Below are 15,543 nucleotides of genomic sequence, written 5' to 3' on the forward strand. Positions count from 1 at the left end.
GAGTCATGGGCTTTCTGAGTAGTTCAGTGTAGGCCCGTTCTGCCTCATAGGCGCTATTGTCCGGTCAACATCGCATCTGCCGGCGCATCGACACGGTCTTGTGCGGTCAGCTGGAAGTAGATGAAGCCCACTGCCATAAAACCCAGGAAGATCAGCCCGATCAAGGCATTGAACCAGGCCATCGCCACCAGGCATACCACCGCCAGCACCAGCGCAATGCCTGGCACGATGGGGTAGCCCGGTGCGCGGAAGGTGCGTTCCAGCAACGGCTCGGTCTTACGCAGTTTGAACAGGCTGAGCATGCTCATGATGTACATGACGATGGCACCGAACACCGCCATGGTAATCATCGCGGCGGTCAGGGTCATGCCGCCCAGGTTGATCAGGCCGTCGCTGTAGATGGCGGCGATACCCACCACGCCGCCGGCGAGGATGGCCCGGTGCGGTGTATGGAAACGTGAGAGTTTGGCCAGGAAAGACGGCAGGTAACCGGCACGGGCCAGGGCGAAGAACTGGCGCGAGTAGCCGAGGATGATGCCGTGGAAGCTTGCCACCAGGCCGAACAGGCCAATCCATACCAGCATGTGCAACCAGCCGGAGCTGTCACCCACCACGGTTTTCATCGCTTGGGGCAGTGGGTCGTTGATGTTCGACAGCGTGCGCCAGTCGCCTACGCCGCCTGCGAAGAACATCACGCCCATGGCCAGGATCACCAGGGTGAGGATGCCGCTGATGTAGGCTTTTGGAATGGTGCGCTTGGGGTCCTTGGCTTCTTCGGCGGCCATGGCCGCGCCTTCGATGGCGAGGAAGAACCAGATGGCGAAGGGGATGGCGGCAAACATCCCGGCAATTGCCGGGGCGCCGAAGGTGTCGGAACCGGCCCAGCCGTTGAGGGCGAAGTGGCTGAAGCTGAACGCAGGGGCGACCACCCCCATGAACACCAGCAGTTCGGCGACGGCGAGCACGCAGACGACCAACTCAAAGGTGGCGGCGAGTTTCACCCCGAGGATATTCAGGCCCATGAACACGATATAAGCGCCGACGGCGGCGTGCTTGGGGTCGAGTGCCGGGAACTGCACGTTCAGGTACGCACCAATGGCCAGGGCAATCGCGGGCGGGGCGAAGACAAATTCGATCAAGGTGGCCAAGCCGGCAATCAAGCCGCCTTTCTCACCGAAGGCGCGACGGCTGTAGGCAAAGGGGCCTCCTGCATGGGGAATCGCAGTGGTCAGTTCGGTGAAGCTGAAGATGAAGCAGGTGTACATCGCGGCGACCATCAACGAGGTCACCAGAAAGCCCAAGGTACCGGCGACGCCCCAGCCGTAGCTCCAGCCGAAATACTCGCCGGAGATCACCAGCCCCACGGCAATACCCCATAGATGCAAGGTACCCAATGTGGGTTTGAGTTGTGTGTTCATTGTGCTGCGCTCCTTGAACTGTTTGGAATGATTCAAGGTGTTGCAGTGGCTATGCCAAGCCTCAGAACTATGTCGTAAAGCAATGCCTATGTCGCCGAAGGGACGGTTTGGCGTTTGAATGCGGCATGAGTTGCACCACATAAGTGCGGTGGTGCCTTGGCGGGCGCTTTCGCGGGCAAGCCCNGACCGAGTTTTAACTGAAAGAACGCAGTCGAATGTGGGAGCCGGGCTTGCCCGCGAAGAGGCCCCCCCAGCCACGGCAAACCCCGCTGTAAACCCCGCATAAACCCACTCTTTACGCCATCTTTACGCCCCACCCGGCGCCTCGCTCTCGTTCCTTTACACCGCTCCTGCGGACAATGCCCCCACACGCGGCAATCGCCGCAAAACGGGGAAATTTCCATGAGCGTTCTGGACGGAGTGTCACTGCTATTGGCCGTGGCGCTGTTCATTTATCTGCTGGTTGCGCTGTTACGCGCGGATCGGAACTAGGAGCGGGCTATGCACAGTTATGACTATTGGCTGATCATCGCCTTCTTTGCCGTGGTACTGGTGCCGGCACCCTTTTTGGGGCGGTTCTACCACAAGGTGATGGAAGGCCAGCGCACTTGGCTCACCCCGGTACTGGGGCCTGTCGAGAAAGCCTGTTATCGCCTCTCGGGCGTGGATGCGCAGCAGGAGCAGAGCTGGCAGAAATACATGCTGGCCTTGCTCGCATTCAACCTGGCGGGCTTCTTGTTGTTGTTCTCGATCCTGTTATTCCAGGGCTCCCTGCCACTGAACCCGCAAAAACTGCCGGGCCAGGAATGGACCCTGGCTTTCAACACCGCCGTCAGTTTCATGACCAATACCAACTGGCAGAACTACAGCGGCGAAGCGTCCCTAAGTTATCTAAGTCAGATGGCCGGCCTCACGGTGCAGAACTTCGTCAGTGCGGCGACCGGTCTCGCCGTTCTGGTCGCCTTGTGCCGTGGGATCGGGCGCAAATCTGCCCAGACCCTGGGCAACTTCTGGGTCGACATGACCCGCGCCACCCTCTACGGCCTGCTGCCGTTGTGCCTGGTGCTCGCACTGTTCCTGGTATGGCAGGGCGTGCCGCAAACCTTCGCTCACTATGTGGATGCCATCACGCTGCAGGGCGTGGACCAGGTGATTCCGCTGGGGCCGGCCGCCAGCCAGATTGCGATCAAGCAACTGGGCACCAACGGCGGTGGCTTCTTCGGCGTGAACTCGGCGCATCCGTTTGAAGACCCGACAGCCTGGGCCAACCTGTTTGAAGTGGCCTCGATCATCCTGATCCCGGTAGCGTTGGTGTTTACCTTCGGCCATTACGTCAAAGACCTGCGTCAGAGCCGGGCGATCCTCGCGTGCATGCTGGCGTTGTTCCTGATCGGCGGCGCGACGTCGCTGTGGTCCGAGTACCAGCCCAATCCAACCCTGAACAACCCGGCGGTGGAGCAAACCGCACCGTTGGAAGGCAAGGAAACACGCTTCGGCACCACCGGTACCGTGCTGTGGTCGGTGACCACCACTGCGGCGTCCAACGGTTCGGTCAATGGCATGCAGGACAGCCTCAGCCCCCTGAGTGGGATGGTCGCGCTGGTGAACATGATGGTCGGCGAAGTGATCTTCGGCGGCGTGGGTGCCGGTATGTACGGCATGTTGCTCAACGTGTTGATCGCGGTGTTCCTCGCCGGCTTGATGATCGGCCGCACCCCCGAATACCTGGGCAAGAAACTCCAGGCCAAGGAAGTGCAATTGCTGGTGGTGACTCTGCTGGTTATGCCGGTCGGCGTATTGGTCTTGAGTGCCATCGCCGCCAGCCTGCCCGGCCCGGCAGGTGCCATCAGCAACCCTGGCCCCCATGGCTTCAGCCAGTTGCTCTACGCCTATACCTCGGCCAGTGCCAACAACGGTTCGGCGTTTGCCGGCCTCGGCGCCAATACCCCATTCCATAACCTGATGCTCGGCCTGGGCATGTTGATCGGCCGCTTTGGCTACATCCTCCCGGTACTGGCCCTGGCCGGCAGCCTGGCGATGAAGAAGACCGCACCGATTGGCCAGAACAGCTTCCCCACCCATGGCGCGCTGTTCGTGACCTTGTTGACCGTGACCATTTTGCTGGTGGGCGGCCTGACTTTCCTGCCGACGCTGGCGTTGGGCCCCATCGCTGAACACTTGAGCATGGGCTTCTAGTTAAGGGATATGAAAATGAATATGCCTGCAAAAAACGCGGCCCCGGTCAAACCCCTGGAGCCTGCCAAAACCGCCATCTCGGCCCTGTGGCGCCCGGCGCTGGTCCAGGCGTTCGTCAAGCTGGACCCACGCCAACTGCAACGCTCGCCAGTGATGCTGGTGGTGGAGCTGACCGCCATCCTCACCACCGTGTTGTGCTTTGTGCCCGACACCACCGTGCCCACTTTTGTAGCGGTGCAAATCGCCGTGTGGCTGTGGTTCACCGTGCTGTTCGCCAACTTCGCCGAAGCCCTGGCCGAAGGCCGCGGAAAGGCCCGCGCCGACAGCCTCAAGGCTGGCAGCGAAGGCTTGAGCGCCCGACGCCAGGAAGCCGATGGCAGCTTCAAGGTGGTGCCGGCCACCAGCCTGCGCAAAGGCGATGTAGTTCGTGTTGCCGCCGGGGAAATGATCCCCGGTGACGGCGAGGTCGTCGAAGGTATTGCGGCAGTCAACGAAGCAGCGATCACCGGCGAATCCGCCCCGGTGATCCGCGAGTCTGGCGGCGACCGTTCGGCCGTCACCGGCAACACGCGGCTGGTGTCGGACTGGCTGCTCATCCGCATCACCGCCAACCCGGGCGAGTCCACCCTGGACCGCATGATCGCGCTGGTGGAAGGCGCCAAACGCCAGAAAACCCCCAACGAAGTTGCGCTGGATATTCTGCTGATCGGCCTGACCCTGATCTTTCTGCTGGTGGTCGTGACCCTGCAGCCGTTCGCCCACTTTGCCAATGGCAGCTTGCCGCTGGTGTTCCTGGTCGCACTGCTGGTGACGCTGATTCCCACCACCATTGGCGGCCTGTTGTCGGCCATCGGGATTGCCGGCATGGACCGCCTGGTACGCCTCAACGTGATTGCCAAGTCCGGCCGCGCCGTGGAAGCGGCGGGGGACGTGCATGTGTTACTGCTGGACAAGACCGGCACCATCACCTTCGGCAACCGTCGTTGCTCGGCCGTGGTCGCTGCACCTGGTGTCAGTGGCCGCGAATTGGCCGAAGGCGCGTTGCTGGCGTCCCTGGCCGATGACACGGCGGAAGGCAAGTCCATCGTTGAATACCTGCGCGCCTTGCACCCCCAGGCCGAGCCGAGCCTGGATGCGTTGACCGCCGTGCCCTTCAGCGCCGAGACCCGTTTGTCCGGTGTCGACTATCAGGGCCGTGTGTTCCGTAAAGGCGCGGTGGACTCGCTGCTGGCGTTTATCGGCCAGCAACGCAGCGACCTGCTGCCTGCGTTGTCGCGGGAAATCGACAAGATCGCCCAAAGCGGCGGCACGCCCTTGCTGGTGTGCGCCGATGGCAAGTTACTGGGGGCGATCCATCTCAAAGACGTGGTCAAGCCAGGTATTCGTGAGCGTTTTGCCGAGTTGCGCAAGTTGGGGATTCGCACCGTGATGGTCACTGGCGACAACCCGCTGACCGCCGCCGCGATTGCCGCTGAAGCGGGTGTGGACGATGTGCTGGCCGAAGCCACGCCAGAGAAGAAACTCGCGCGTATTCGCCATGAGCAGAACGATGGTCGCCTGGTTGCCATGTGCGGCGACGGCGCCAACGACGCCCCGGCGCTGGCCCAGGCTGACGTCGGCATGGCGATGAACGACGGCACCCAGGCCGCGCGCGAAGCCGCCAACATGGTCGACCTCGACAGCGACCCGACCAAGCTGCTGGACGTGGTGCAGATCGGCAAGGAGTTGCTGGTGACTCGCGGCGCGCTGACGACCTTTTCCATCGCCAACGACGTGGCCAAGTACTTCGCGATCCTGCCGGCGTTGTTCGCCTCGATCTACCCGCAACTGGGCGTGCTCAACATCATGCACTTGCAGAGCCCACAGAGCGCGATCCTCTCGGCTATCGTGTTCAACGCGCTGATTATCGTGGTGCTGATCCCGTTGGCCCTGCGCGGCGTGCGCGTGCAGGCCGCGAGTGCGGCGGCGTTGTTGCGGCGCAATCTGCTGATCTACGGGCTGGGCGGATTGTTGGTGCCGTTCGTGGGGATCAAGGCCATCGACATGCTGCTGACCGCGCTGCACTTGGTCTGACCTGATCGTTCCCACGCTCCGCNCGCCGCCGCCCCGGACGCTCCGCGTCCCACAGCACCACTGAATTGAGGAGTCTGAAATGTCCAACATCATCCGCCCAGCCCTGAGCCTGCTTGTACTCATGACCCTGATCACCGGCGTGGCCTACCCGCTGGTAGTCACTGGCGTGGCCCAAGTGGCCTTCCCCGATCAAGCCAATGGCAGCCTGGTGCGCGACGCCAGCGGCAAGGTGCGCGGCTCCAGCCTGATCGCCCAGGACTTTACCGGCGACAGCTGGTTTCACCCACGCCCGTCAGCCGGTGCTTTTGCCACAGTGTCCAGCAGTGCCAGTAACCTGGGCCCCAGCAATCCGGCCTTGGCGACACGCATATTCGAGGATGCCGGCAAACAGTCAGTGCCTGGCCAGGGCCCGGTGCCACTGGCCTCGCTGACAACCTCCGGTAGCGGCCTTGATCCACACTTGCCACCGCAGGCGATTGTCTATCAACTGGCGCGAGTGGCGGCGGCGCGAAATATGCCGGTGTCGACCTTGCAGCGGTTGCTGGATGAGCACATCGAAAGCCCTCTGGTAGGCCCGCCTGTAGTAAACGTACTGGCCTTGAACATGGCTTTGGAAGCGTTGTAAGCAAGACGATTGCCATCGCGGGCAAGCCCGGCTCNCCCGCGATGGCGGCCTTGAAGACTCTCTATCAATACCTGAAGGAACCCCCGAGCATGAGCGACGCCGGCCGCGCCGATGCCCTGTTAGCCGATCTGCCCCGGGACGGCCGTGGCCGGCTCAAAGTCTTCCTCGGCGCCGCGCCCGGTGTGGGCAAGACCTACGCCATGCTCCAGGCGGCCCATACCCAACTGCGCCAGGGCGTGCGCCTGATCGCTGGGGTGGTTGAAACCCACGGCCGCGCCGAGACCGAAGCCTTGCTCAGCGGCCTGCCGCAACAACCGCTGTTGCGTAGCGAATACCGTGGCGTGATGCTCGAAGAAATGGACCTCGACGGCCTGCTCGCCGCCAAGCCCAAGCTGGTGCTGGTGGACGAACTGGCCCACAGCAACGCTCCCGGCAGTCGTCATGAAAAACGCTGGCAAGACATCCAGGAACTGCTCGCCGCCGGCATCAACGTGTTCACTACGGTCAACGTCCAGCACCTGGAAAGCCTCAACGACCAAGTGCGTGGTATCACCGGCGTGCAAGTGCGCGAAACCCTGCCGGACTGGGTGCTGCAAGAGGCCGACGAACTGCTGCTGATCGACCTTCCGTCTCGCGAGCTGCTCGAGCGCCTGCGTGACGGCAAGGTGTATGTGCCCGAACAGGCGCGTGCGGCCATCGATGCGTTTTTCACCCAGACCAACCTCATGGCCCTGCGCGAACTGGCCATGCAAACCGCCGCCGCCCACGTCGACGATGACCTGGCCCAGGGTTACCGCCAACTCGGCCAGGCCGCGCCGGCAGTGCGTGGGCGCCTGTTGGTCGGTGTGGATGGCGATGCCCAAGCCGAACGCCTGGTGCGCCATGCCAGCCGCGTGGCTCAGCGTCGGCATTTGCCCTGGAGCCTGGTGCACATCGACAACGGCCGTGCGCGGGATGAGCAATCGCGCCTGCGCCTGCAAAACGCCCAGCAACTGGCAGAGCGGCTGGGCGGGGAAGTGGTGTTGCTGCGCGCCGGGGAAGTGGCCAAGACCCTGATCCAGCACGCCGCCGAACGCCGTGCCAGTTTAGTGCTGGTAGGGCAGTCACGGATGCGCTGGCGGCGGCGCCTGTTCGGTGGCGGCTTGGCGGCACGCCTGTTGCGCAATGCCCGCGGCTTGGAAATCAACGTCCTCGACAGCGATGACATGCCTGCACCGCCACGCCTGCCGGAGATGCGCGGGTTGGTGTGGTTCGATTACGCCTTGGCGGTGGTGGCGACCCTCGCCGCTGCCGCAGTGGCCTGGGCCGTGTCCAGTGCGTTGGCGCTGCCGAACATCTCGCTGGTGTTTCTTGCCGCCGTGCTGTTGGTGGCGGTGCGCAGCAGCCTGGGGCCGTCCCTGGTGTGTGCGGCACTGTCGTTTTTGACTTACGATTTTCTGTTTATTCCGCCGAATTTTTCCTTCGCCATCCAGCGCGAAGAAGACGTGTTGACCCTGTTGTTCTTCCTGTTGATGGCAGCGTTGACCGGCAACCTCGCCGCACGCCAGCGCCGCCAGCTGCAGGCGTTGCGCGATACCCAGGAAGAAACCAGCGAACTGCTCGACCTGTCGCGCAAGCTCACCGCTGCCACCGACCGCCAAGCTGTCATCAGTGCCGCCGCCCACCATCTGCAAGGTTGGAACGAGCTCGATCTGTGCCTGGTCAATCGCGATGGACAGGGCGGCTGGAAGGTCGAGACCGGTGGCCCGTTGACCCTCACCGAAGCTGAACGCGCCGCCGCCGATTGGGCCTGGCAGCATGATCAGCCGGCCGGCATGGGCACCGGCACCTTGCCGTTTGGGCGTTGGTGGTGGTGGCCGCTGTCGGGTGAAGAGGGGCCCTTGGGGTTGCTGGGTGTCAGTGCCAAGCCTGGCCTGGAATTGAGCGGGCAACGTCGACGCTTGCTCACCGCGTTGAGCCAACCGCTGGCCCAGGCACTGGCGCGGGCACAATTGGGGCAGGAGTTGGAATCGGCGCGCCTGCACGGCGAAACCGAACAACTGCGCAGCGCTTTGCTCGCGTCGGTGTCCCACGACTTGCGCACGCCATTGACCTCCATGCGCGGCAGCATCGACAGCCTGCTGGCCCTGGGTGAAGCCATCCCCCTGGAGGATCGCCGCGAATTGCTCGAAGGCACTCGCGATGAGGCCGAGCGCCTCGACCGTTATATCCAGAATCTGCTGGACATGACACGCCTGGGCCACGGTGCGCTGAAACTGGCACGCGATTGGGTGTCGCCCGGCGATATTGTCGGCAGTGCCCTTGGGCGATTGCGCGCCGTGCTGGCGCCGTTGCAGATGAGCACCGATGTGCCGCCGGAACTGCCCTTGTTGTATGTGCATGCGGCGCTGATTGAGCAGGCCCTGGTCAATGTGCTGGAAAACGCCGCACGGTTTTCGCCGCCCCAGGGCCGCTTGCAGTTGCGCGCTGGCGTGCAGGATGAGCAGTTGTTTTTTGCCGTAGCGGATGAAGGGCCAGGCATTCCCGAGGAGGAGCGTGCGAAGATCTTCGACATGTTCTACACCGCTGCCCGCGGTGATCGAGGCGGGCAGGGCACCGGCCTCGGCTTGGCGATCTGCCAGGGCATGGTCGGTGCGCACGGTGGGCATATCAGCGTGGCCGATGGCATTGACGGGCGGGGCACCTGCATCACCTTGTTTTTACCGCTGCCCACACAGCCTGCCCTGGAGTAAACCTTGTAGGAGCGAGCTTGCTCGCGAAGGTCGTTAACGATAATGATGGCTTCCTGAATGCACGCGTTGCCTAGAGGTTTTTCGCGAGCAAGCTCGCTCCTACAGAGGGTGATTTTTTTAATGGGTTTTAATGAGACACCATGAGCCAGACCGCGACGATTCTTGTCATTGATGACGAACCGCAGATCCGCAAATTCCTGCGCATCAGCCTGGCTTCCCAAGGCTATAAGGTAATCGAAGCCGGCACCGGCAACGAAGGCCTGGCGCAGGCGGCCTTGAGCAAACCGGATCTGCTGGTACTCGACCTGGGCCTGCCCGACATGGACGGCCAACAGGTGCTGCGCGAGTTTCGCGAGTGGTCGAGCGTGCCGGTGCTGGTGCTGTCGGTGCGGGCCAGCGAAGGTCAGAAGGTCGAGGCCCTCGACGGTGGCGCCAATGACTACGTGACCAAACCGTTCGGCATCCAGGAGTTTCTTGCCCGGGTGCGTGCGCTGTTGCGCCAGGCACCGGCCGGAGAGGCTCAGGAAGCCGCCTTGAGTTTTGGCCCGCTGACGGTCGACCTGGCCTATCGCCGCGTTTTGCTGGACGGTGCCGAAGTGGCGCTGACCCGCAAGGAATACGCAGTGCTGGCGCAGTTGGCACGCCACCCGGGGCGGGTGATTACCCAACAGCAACTGCTCAAGGACATCTGGGGGCCAACCCATACCGAGGACAGCCACTACCTGCGGATCGTGGTGGGGCACTTGCGCCAGAAGCTGGCGGATGACCCGACCCAGCCACGGTTTATCGTGACTGAGGCGGGGGTGGGGTATCGGTTGCTAAGTGCCTGAACGTTTGGTGCCTGTGCTGGCGCCATCGCAGGCAAGCCAGCTCCCACAGCTGAAATGCATTTCCCTGTGGGAGCCGGGCTTGCCCGCGATGAGGCCATCCGCAACACTTACACGCTCAACTCTGCTCACTCTCATACCGATCCAACGTATCACTGGCAATCTCCCGCCCCAAAGCGATCAATTCCGGCGCTTTATAGAACTCGAAAAACCGGCACACCCGCTTTGGCACGTTGATCAGCACATCGGGCGGATACCCAGCGATCTTGTACTGTGCCAATGAGGTTTGCATCACCTCGAAACTCTGGTTGATCAGGTCCAGCAACGAGGCAGGCCCGACGTTGTCGATGATGAACGAGCCGGTGGCCGACTTCGGTGCACCGGCTTTCTCGGGCGCCGCGGCAGGTTGTTGGGCTTCGGGTTCGGCAGACTCCAGCCACGGGTTGATTTCGGCGGCCTGGGCCTGCAAGGCTTCTTGTTCCAGCTTCATCAACTGCTCGGCCTGCTTGCGGCGAAATGGCAGGTGGGAGCCCAGTGACTTGGCCAGGCTGTTGAAGCGGCTCTTGAACGCCGGCGGGCGCGGAATCACCGGCAATTGGTAGTGTTTCTGGTTGGTGGCATTGAGGTTGACCGCAATGATCAAGTCGCAATGGCTCGACACCACCGGAACGATGGGCAGCGGGTTGAGCAGGCCGCCGTCCACCAGCATGCGGTTGCCCTGCATCACCGGTGTGAACAGGCTGGGGATGGCCGCTGAGGCGCGCATGGCCTGGTGCAGGCAGCCTTCCTGGAACCAGATCTCCTGTTGGTTGGTGAGGTCGGTGGCGACGGCGGTGTAGGGGATGCGCAGCTCCTCGATATTGATATCGCCGACAATCTTGCGAATTTGCCCGAACACCTTCTCACCGCGGATCGCTCCCAGGCGAAAGCTCACATCTACCAGGCGCAATACGTCGAGGTAGTCCAGGCTTTCGATCCAGTTGCGGTACTCGTCGAGCTTGCCGGCGGCGTAGATTCCACCCACCACGGCGCCCATGGAACAGCCGGCGATACAGGCGATGTCATAGCCGCGTCGTTCGATTTCTTCGATCACCCCGATATGGGCGTAGCCCCTGGCCCCACCGGAGCCCAGCACTAAGGCAACACGTTTCTTCATGGCCAGATCCTTCGCAAAACAGGGGCCCACAATGCACCCATCAAGGGGCCTGCTTCAATCCTTGCTGACAGCGCGCAATATTTTTCCAGGCTGGCGATCAGCCTCGGGTATGCTCTGGCAATAGGTACTACTGATTTCAGGCTAAGGACAAGGCACTTTTCCCTGTAGGCAACGTCTACAGGCTACGACTGAATTTGTATATTTGAGGTGTCATCAATGAAAGCCTGGATCTGTGTGCCTGTGATCGTGTTGGCCTTGGCTGGCTGTGCCGGGAAAACCGCGTATCGCGACAGCTGTGGCTCGCAATTGGACGCCGCCTGGAAAGAGCTGGACCTGGCCAAGGCCGAAGGTTTTGCTGGCACTGTCAGCTACTCCAAGGCTTTGTCGCTGTTGACTGGCGCCAAGACTCAGCAGCAGTTTGAAGCGTTCGAGGGTTGCTCCAACAAGGCCGAAAAGGCGCGGTTCTACATTCGTGAGTCTCGCGCCGGGCGATAACCCAGGGCGGATAGGATTTTTTATCGGAAAGTGAGGGCAGGATGTCAGCGTTGGTCAATCAGTTAGTCGCTCAGGTCATTGGCCTGGAAGTAGGGTTACTGAGCTGCCAGGCTCGCCTCGCCGCCGTCACTGACGATGAAGCCTTGCATGATTTGCGCACAACGGTACGCCGCCTGCGCAGCCTGTTGCGCCCGTTGCGCGGGCTGCCCGGTGTCGAACAGCTTGAATTGGCCGCCAGCACGGTTGGCCAACTGACTACGCCGCTACGCGACCGAGAGGTGCTGGCGGCGTATTTGCATCAGCACGGTTATCACGACGCGGCTGATCGACGCCTGCGTCTGCAGCCCGAGGCTTATCGCCAGGTGGCGCAAAGCCCGGAGCTGGCGCACTTGCTGCTGATTCTGGATGCGTTCCCACGGTTTATCCGCGCGTCCCAGCATCAGAAACTGCTCAAGGGCTTGCGCCCGCGCATCCAGAAACGCCTGGCCAAGCAATGGCAGGCACTCGATGGCGCCTTGAAGGACCCCGATCATGACCGCCACCGGCTACGGTTGCTGATCAAGCGTGTGCGCTATGCCGCCGAGGCGTATCCCGAGCTGGACAAATTACCCACCGACGCCCTGTCGCACTTGAAGAAAGCCCAGAGCGCGCTGGGTGACTGGCACGACTGTTGGCAGTGGCTGGCCCAGGCCGGCCATGAGCCAGACCTGCAACCCTGCGTAGCAGTGTGGCAGCGCACCATGCTCAAGGCGCAAGGCAAGGCCGACCGTGTGCTGGACACGCTCAGCGCCGAGTGTTTTTAAACCGGTCCGGTTTTTGGCCGGAATGGGCGCTGTGCCTGTGCAATTCGATGGTTAAGATTCCTCCACGATTTTCTTGATGTGAGGTCGCCATGCGCTTTAGTGATTTGCTCGACGCTGCCCGTAGCAATCCGCTGGATGTCACCATCCCTGCCGAATGGGCCCAGGGCCGGGCCACCTTTGGCGGGCTGGTCGCTGCCTTGCAGTACGAGGCGCTGCGCGCCCAGGTGCCGGCGGACCGACCGCTGCGCTCGCTGGCCATCACCTTTGTCGGCCCGGTAGCGCCGGATGTAACTGCCAGCTATCAAGTCGAAGTGCTGCGCGAAGGCAAGGCGGTCAGCCAGTTGCTGGGGCGCGTGGTGCAGAACGGTGAAGTGGCGACCCTGGTCCAGGCCAGTTTTGGCGCCTCTCGCCCCTCCGAAATTGACGTGGCAAGTGAGCCGCCACCGGTATTCAAACATTGGGATGAGTGCCAGGAACTGCCCTATATCAAGGGTGTTACCCCCGAATTCATGCGGCATCTGGCGATGCGCTGGAGTGTCGGTGGCCTGCCGTTTACCGGCAATAAATCCCGCGACATGGGCGGCTGGGTACGGTTGCGGGGGGATGTGAAAGAGGAGCCACTGACCGAGGCGCATATCCTCGCCCTGGTCGACGCCTGGCCACCGGCGTTGCTGCCACACCTGAAAAAGCCCGCGCCGGGCAGCACCCTGACCTGGACCATCGAGTTCATCCAGCCGTTGCAAGACCTGACTACGCTCGACTGGTGCCAGTATCACGTCAATATCGAACACGCCCGCGACGGCTATGGCCACGCTGCCGCTGCCTTGTGGAGCCCGACCGGCGAGTTGATCGCCCTCAGCCGTCAGACCGTGGTGGTGTTCGCCTGAACCCGCCGGTCAGTGGTGGTGCCGCTGCCGCCAGGCGCGCCACCAGCCACCGCTGAGCACAAAGCGCGGGAAGGTCACGAACTGCTCGACCACCAGGCGCTGCACCGCATCTTTGCGATCACTGAACGGCTCACTGGCCTGGGCTTCCAGGCTATGGCCGTGACCCTGCAACGCCAGGCCCGCGACAATGCCAATGACACCGACCGCGAAGCTGGCCAGGCTAAGGCTGAACACGCCCGACACGATCAGCAGGAAACCGACGATAAACAGCGGCACGGCAATCAGGTGCAACGCCAGGTTGGTTGGGTGCTGATGGTTCTGTGGGTACTGACGCCATTGCCAGGCGGGGAGATTGGGGTGACGTTTGCCCATGGTGGAGAATCCTCTGTCCGTTGAAACAACTTGAACAGAGTTTAGGTTGAGGTGGGCGAGGTGGCGAATTGGGGCTGGCTATGGGGCTCATAGTAATTATGCGATTTTTGCTCTATCTAGAAAAAATAATCGTCTGGACCATTTATGTATACATTCGGATCGCAAAGTGAAATGAATTTAGCCTTGAATTCAATTAGAGAATTTTCATTCTTTGCTTGGAAATGAAAAAGATCATTTTGCTTAGTGATATCAACAAGAAACACCTCTTTAATGGGGATGTTGTGTATTTTTAATTCGCGAATGCCATGGCAATCGATGCCCATTCTGCAGGTGTTATAGCCTTTCCCTTCCCATTTTTTTGGCAAAGTATCTGGAAATTCGGGTATGTCGAATCCTAATCCCACAGAAGGTCGATCATTTTCTATTTGCAAAGAAAAAAGAGCAATTTGGCCGATTTCTACAGGCGTGCTAAAAATTTTTTCAAAAAAAATATTATGATCAAGTTCGTTCCAGTATTTCATCGACTTCTCCTAAAGTTGTAATGGTCCTTGCCGCCGTCTACGGTTCCGTTTCGAGGCTTGTCTATTGGTCGCAAATTGAAATGCGCTTTTTGGTCACCTATGCCGTCTGGTCTGCCGAATTTATGCCCGGCAGAATGGTCCTGAATAAGAACCTTCGAGCCGTCTGCTCTCGTGAATTGATAAACCCTTGAATTTATGGTTCTACCGCTTTCATCCAATATATTGTCATCATTCAAATCAGTCATTTTTTCTATTTTGTACTGTGTCGTTCTTCCTGAGTTCGGGTGTGTCATCACATCGGGGTTTTGAGTCATAGGTACATTGGCATCCCTTTTTGCTTGCCTGAACGCCCCTTTACGAGAGACATCAGGTATATCCGGTTCTGCAGGCAAAGAGCAGATCGGTTTTTTCTTTCCTGAGCCAGGACAATTTGCGCTCAACCCTAGAGGATCAACCCACCCCGTAGGGTTGGGCACATATTGGTACCCGTTGATCCCACCCGCCAACTTCACCGGATCCGGCGTCAGGTAGCGACCAATATCCGGATTGTAGTAGCGATGGCGGTTGTAGTGCAGTCCGCTTTCCGCATCGAAATACTGCCCTTGAAACCGCAGTGGATTGTCGACTTTGCCCACGTCGAGCCGGGCGATCTGGCCGTAGGCGCGGTAGTGGGCGGACCAGACGATTTCGCCTTCGGTGTCGGTCAGTTCCTGCGGGGTGCCGAGGTGGTCGAGTTGGTAGTGGTAGGGCTTGGTTTCTTTTGGGCCGAAACCTTCCAACAGGGCCAAGGGGCGGAAGCTGTCGGGCTCGTAGAGATAGCTGCGATGGCGCTCTGCATGGTGTTCGGCTATCAGCTTGTCGCCTTGCCAGAAAAATTCCGTGGTTTTGCCCTCCACGGTTTTGCTGACACGCCGCCCAAACGGGTCATAGCGATAGCTGGCGGTTTCGCCGTTCGGTTTTGTGATGCCGATTAACCGATGCTGGCAGTCGTAGCGGTACTCTGTGACGAGTTGCTGGCCCTTGCCGCGTCGTTCGCGGATGAGGTTGCCGAAGGCGTCGTAGTCATAGTGCCGGTCGCCCTGGATCATCAGGCGGTTGGCCGCGACGATGTCCGGGCCGGGGCGGTCTTGCATCAGCAGGTTGCCGGCGGGGTTGTGGGCGAAGCGTTCCTGTACGTCCTGGGAGTGGTCGGCGCGGGTCAGGCGGTTTAGCGGGTCGTAGCGGTAAAGGTGTTCGCCTTTGCGGGTGTCGAGCAGGCGGGTAAGGTTGCCGGTTTTGTCGTAGTCGTATTGGCGTTGGTAGAAATAGTTTTGCTGCTGCGTAACGGCGTGGGCGTGCAGACGATTCTGGTCGTCGTGGTGGTAGTGGCTGAGCAGTTGGCCTTGCTGGCGCTGATGCTCGCGGCCGCTCTTGAACAGATGTGAGGTGAGCACTTCAC

Annotated in this window: 14 protein-coding genes; 9 read left to right on the forward strand and 5 right to left on the reverse strand. The window is 61.0% G+C overall.

The window, feature by feature from the left end; all coding sequences use genetic code 11:
- Positions 1–53: 53 nt before the first annotated feature.
- Positions 54–1,418 (reverse strand): ethanolamine permease, encoded by a 1,365-nt coding sequence (eat, locus tag ACTJLA_RS24195; RefSeq protein WP_314548364.1) that lies wholly within the window; start codon positions 1,416–1,418, stop codon positions 54–56.
- Between the two features lie 402 nt (positions 1,419–1,820).
- Here eat and kdpF point away from each other — a divergent pair, with 402 nt between their 5' ends.
- From kdpF to ACTJLA_RS24225, 6 genes are all read left to right on the forward strand, one after another.
- The gene (kdpF, locus tag ACTJLA_RS24200; RefSeq protein WP_003218754.1) at positions 1,821–1,910 is read left to right on the forward strand and encodes a K(+)-transporting ATPase subunit F; all 90 of its coding nucleotides are present in this window, start codon (positions 1,821–1,823) and stop codon (positions 1,908–1,910) included.
- 9 nt (positions 1,911–1,919) lie between these two features.
- Positions 1,920–3,614, forward strand: a complete 1,695-nt coding sequence (gene kdpA / locus ACTJLA_RS24205; RefSeq protein ID WP_314548366.1) for a potassium-transporting ATPase subunit KdpA — start codon at positions 1,920–1,922, stop codon at positions 3,612–3,614.
- A gap of 15 nt (positions 3,615–3,629) precedes the next feature.
- Positions 3,630–5,687 (forward strand): potassium-transporting ATPase subunit KdpB, encoded by a 2,058-nt coding sequence (kdpB, locus tag ACTJLA_RS24210; protein ID WP_169918940.1) that lies wholly within the window; start codon positions 3,630–3,632, stop codon positions 5,685–5,687.
- Positions 5,688–5,766: 79 nt separating this feature from the next.
- On the forward strand, positions 5,767–6,312 hold the full coding sequence (kdpC, locus tag ACTJLA_RS24215) for a potassium-transporting ATPase subunit KdpC (protein WP_314548369.1): 546 nt from the start codon (positions 5,767–5,769) through the stop codon (positions 6,310–6,312).
- 89 nt (positions 6,313–6,401) lie between these two features.
- Positions 6,402–9,044, forward strand: a complete 2,643-nt coding sequence (locus ACTJLA_RS24220; protein ID WP_072446709.1) for a sensor histidine kinase — start codon at positions 6,402–6,404, stop codon at positions 9,042–9,044.
- A gap of 140 nt (positions 9,045–9,184) precedes the next feature.
- On the forward strand, positions 9,185–9,874 hold the full coding sequence (locus ACTJLA_RS24225) for a response regulator (protein WP_034126713.1): 690 nt from the start codon (positions 9,185–9,187) through the stop codon (positions 9,872–9,874).
- A gap of 115 nt (positions 9,875–9,989) precedes the next feature.
- Here the strand turns inward: ACTJLA_RS24225 and ACTJLA_RS24230 are convergent, their stop codons facing one another.
- Positions 9,990–11,027: a patatin-like phospholipase family protein gene (locus ACTJLA_RS24230; protein ID WP_054898472.1), complete on the reverse strand. Its 1,038-nt coding sequence runs from the start codon at positions 11,025–11,027 to the stop codon at positions 9,990–9,992.
- Positions 11,028–11,243: 216 nt separating this feature from the next.
- On the opposite strand from ACTJLA_RS24230, the gene ACTJLA_RS24235 reads away from it, so the two are divergent.
- From ACTJLA_RS24235 to ACTJLA_RS24245, 3 genes are all read left to right on the forward strand, one after another.
- Entirely contained in the window at positions 11,244–11,522 is a 279-nt protein-coding gene (locus ACTJLA_RS24235; RefSeq protein ID WP_003189839.1) for a hypothetical protein, read from the forward strand.
- 41 nt (positions 11,523–11,563) lie between these two features.
- Positions 11,564–12,325 carry a CHAD domain-containing protein gene (locus ACTJLA_RS24240; protein ID WP_314548374.1) on the forward strand — a complete coding sequence of 254 codons (762 nt, stop codon included), beginning with the start codon at positions 11,564–11,566 and terminating at the stop codon, positions 12,323–12,325.
- 89 nt (positions 12,326–12,414) lie between these two features.
- A complete protein-coding gene (locus tag ACTJLA_RS24245; RefSeq protein WP_034126715.1) occupies positions 12,415–13,212 on the forward strand; it encodes an acyl-CoA thioesterase in 798 nt (265 codons plus the stop codon).
- A gap of 9 nt (positions 13,213–13,221) precedes the next feature.
- On the opposite strand, the gene ACTJLA_RS24250 is transcribed toward ACTJLA_RS24245, so the two are convergent.
- The 3 genes from ACTJLA_RS24250 to ACTJLA_RS24260 form a co-directional block, all read right to left on the reverse strand.
- On the reverse strand, positions 13,222–13,584 hold the full coding sequence (locus ACTJLA_RS24250) for an Mpo1-like protein (protein WP_054921817.1): 363 nt from the start codon (positions 13,582–13,584) through the stop codon (positions 13,222–13,224).
- A 116-nt stretch (positions 13,585–13,700) separates the two neighbouring features.
- On the reverse strand, positions 13,701–14,105 hold the full coding sequence (locus tag ACTJLA_RS24255; RefSeq protein ID WP_034126716.1) for an Imm50 family immunity protein: 405 nt from the start codon (positions 14,103–14,105) through the stop codon (positions 13,701–13,703).
- On the reverse strand, positions 14,102–15,543 hold a 1,442-nt coding region (locus ACTJLA_RS24260; protein WP_440842290.1), incomplete at its 5' end, for an RHS repeat-associated core domain-containing protein. The genes ACTJLA_RS24260 and ACTJLA_RS24255, both read right to left, overlap by 4 nt.

This window comes from Pseudomonas sp. 22072 (assembly GCF_052046095.1).
In the GTDB taxonomy this organism is placed as follows: domain Bacteria; phylum Pseudomonadota; class Gammaproteobacteria; order Pseudomonadales; family Pseudomonadaceae; genus Aquipseudomonas; species Aquipseudomonas paracarnis.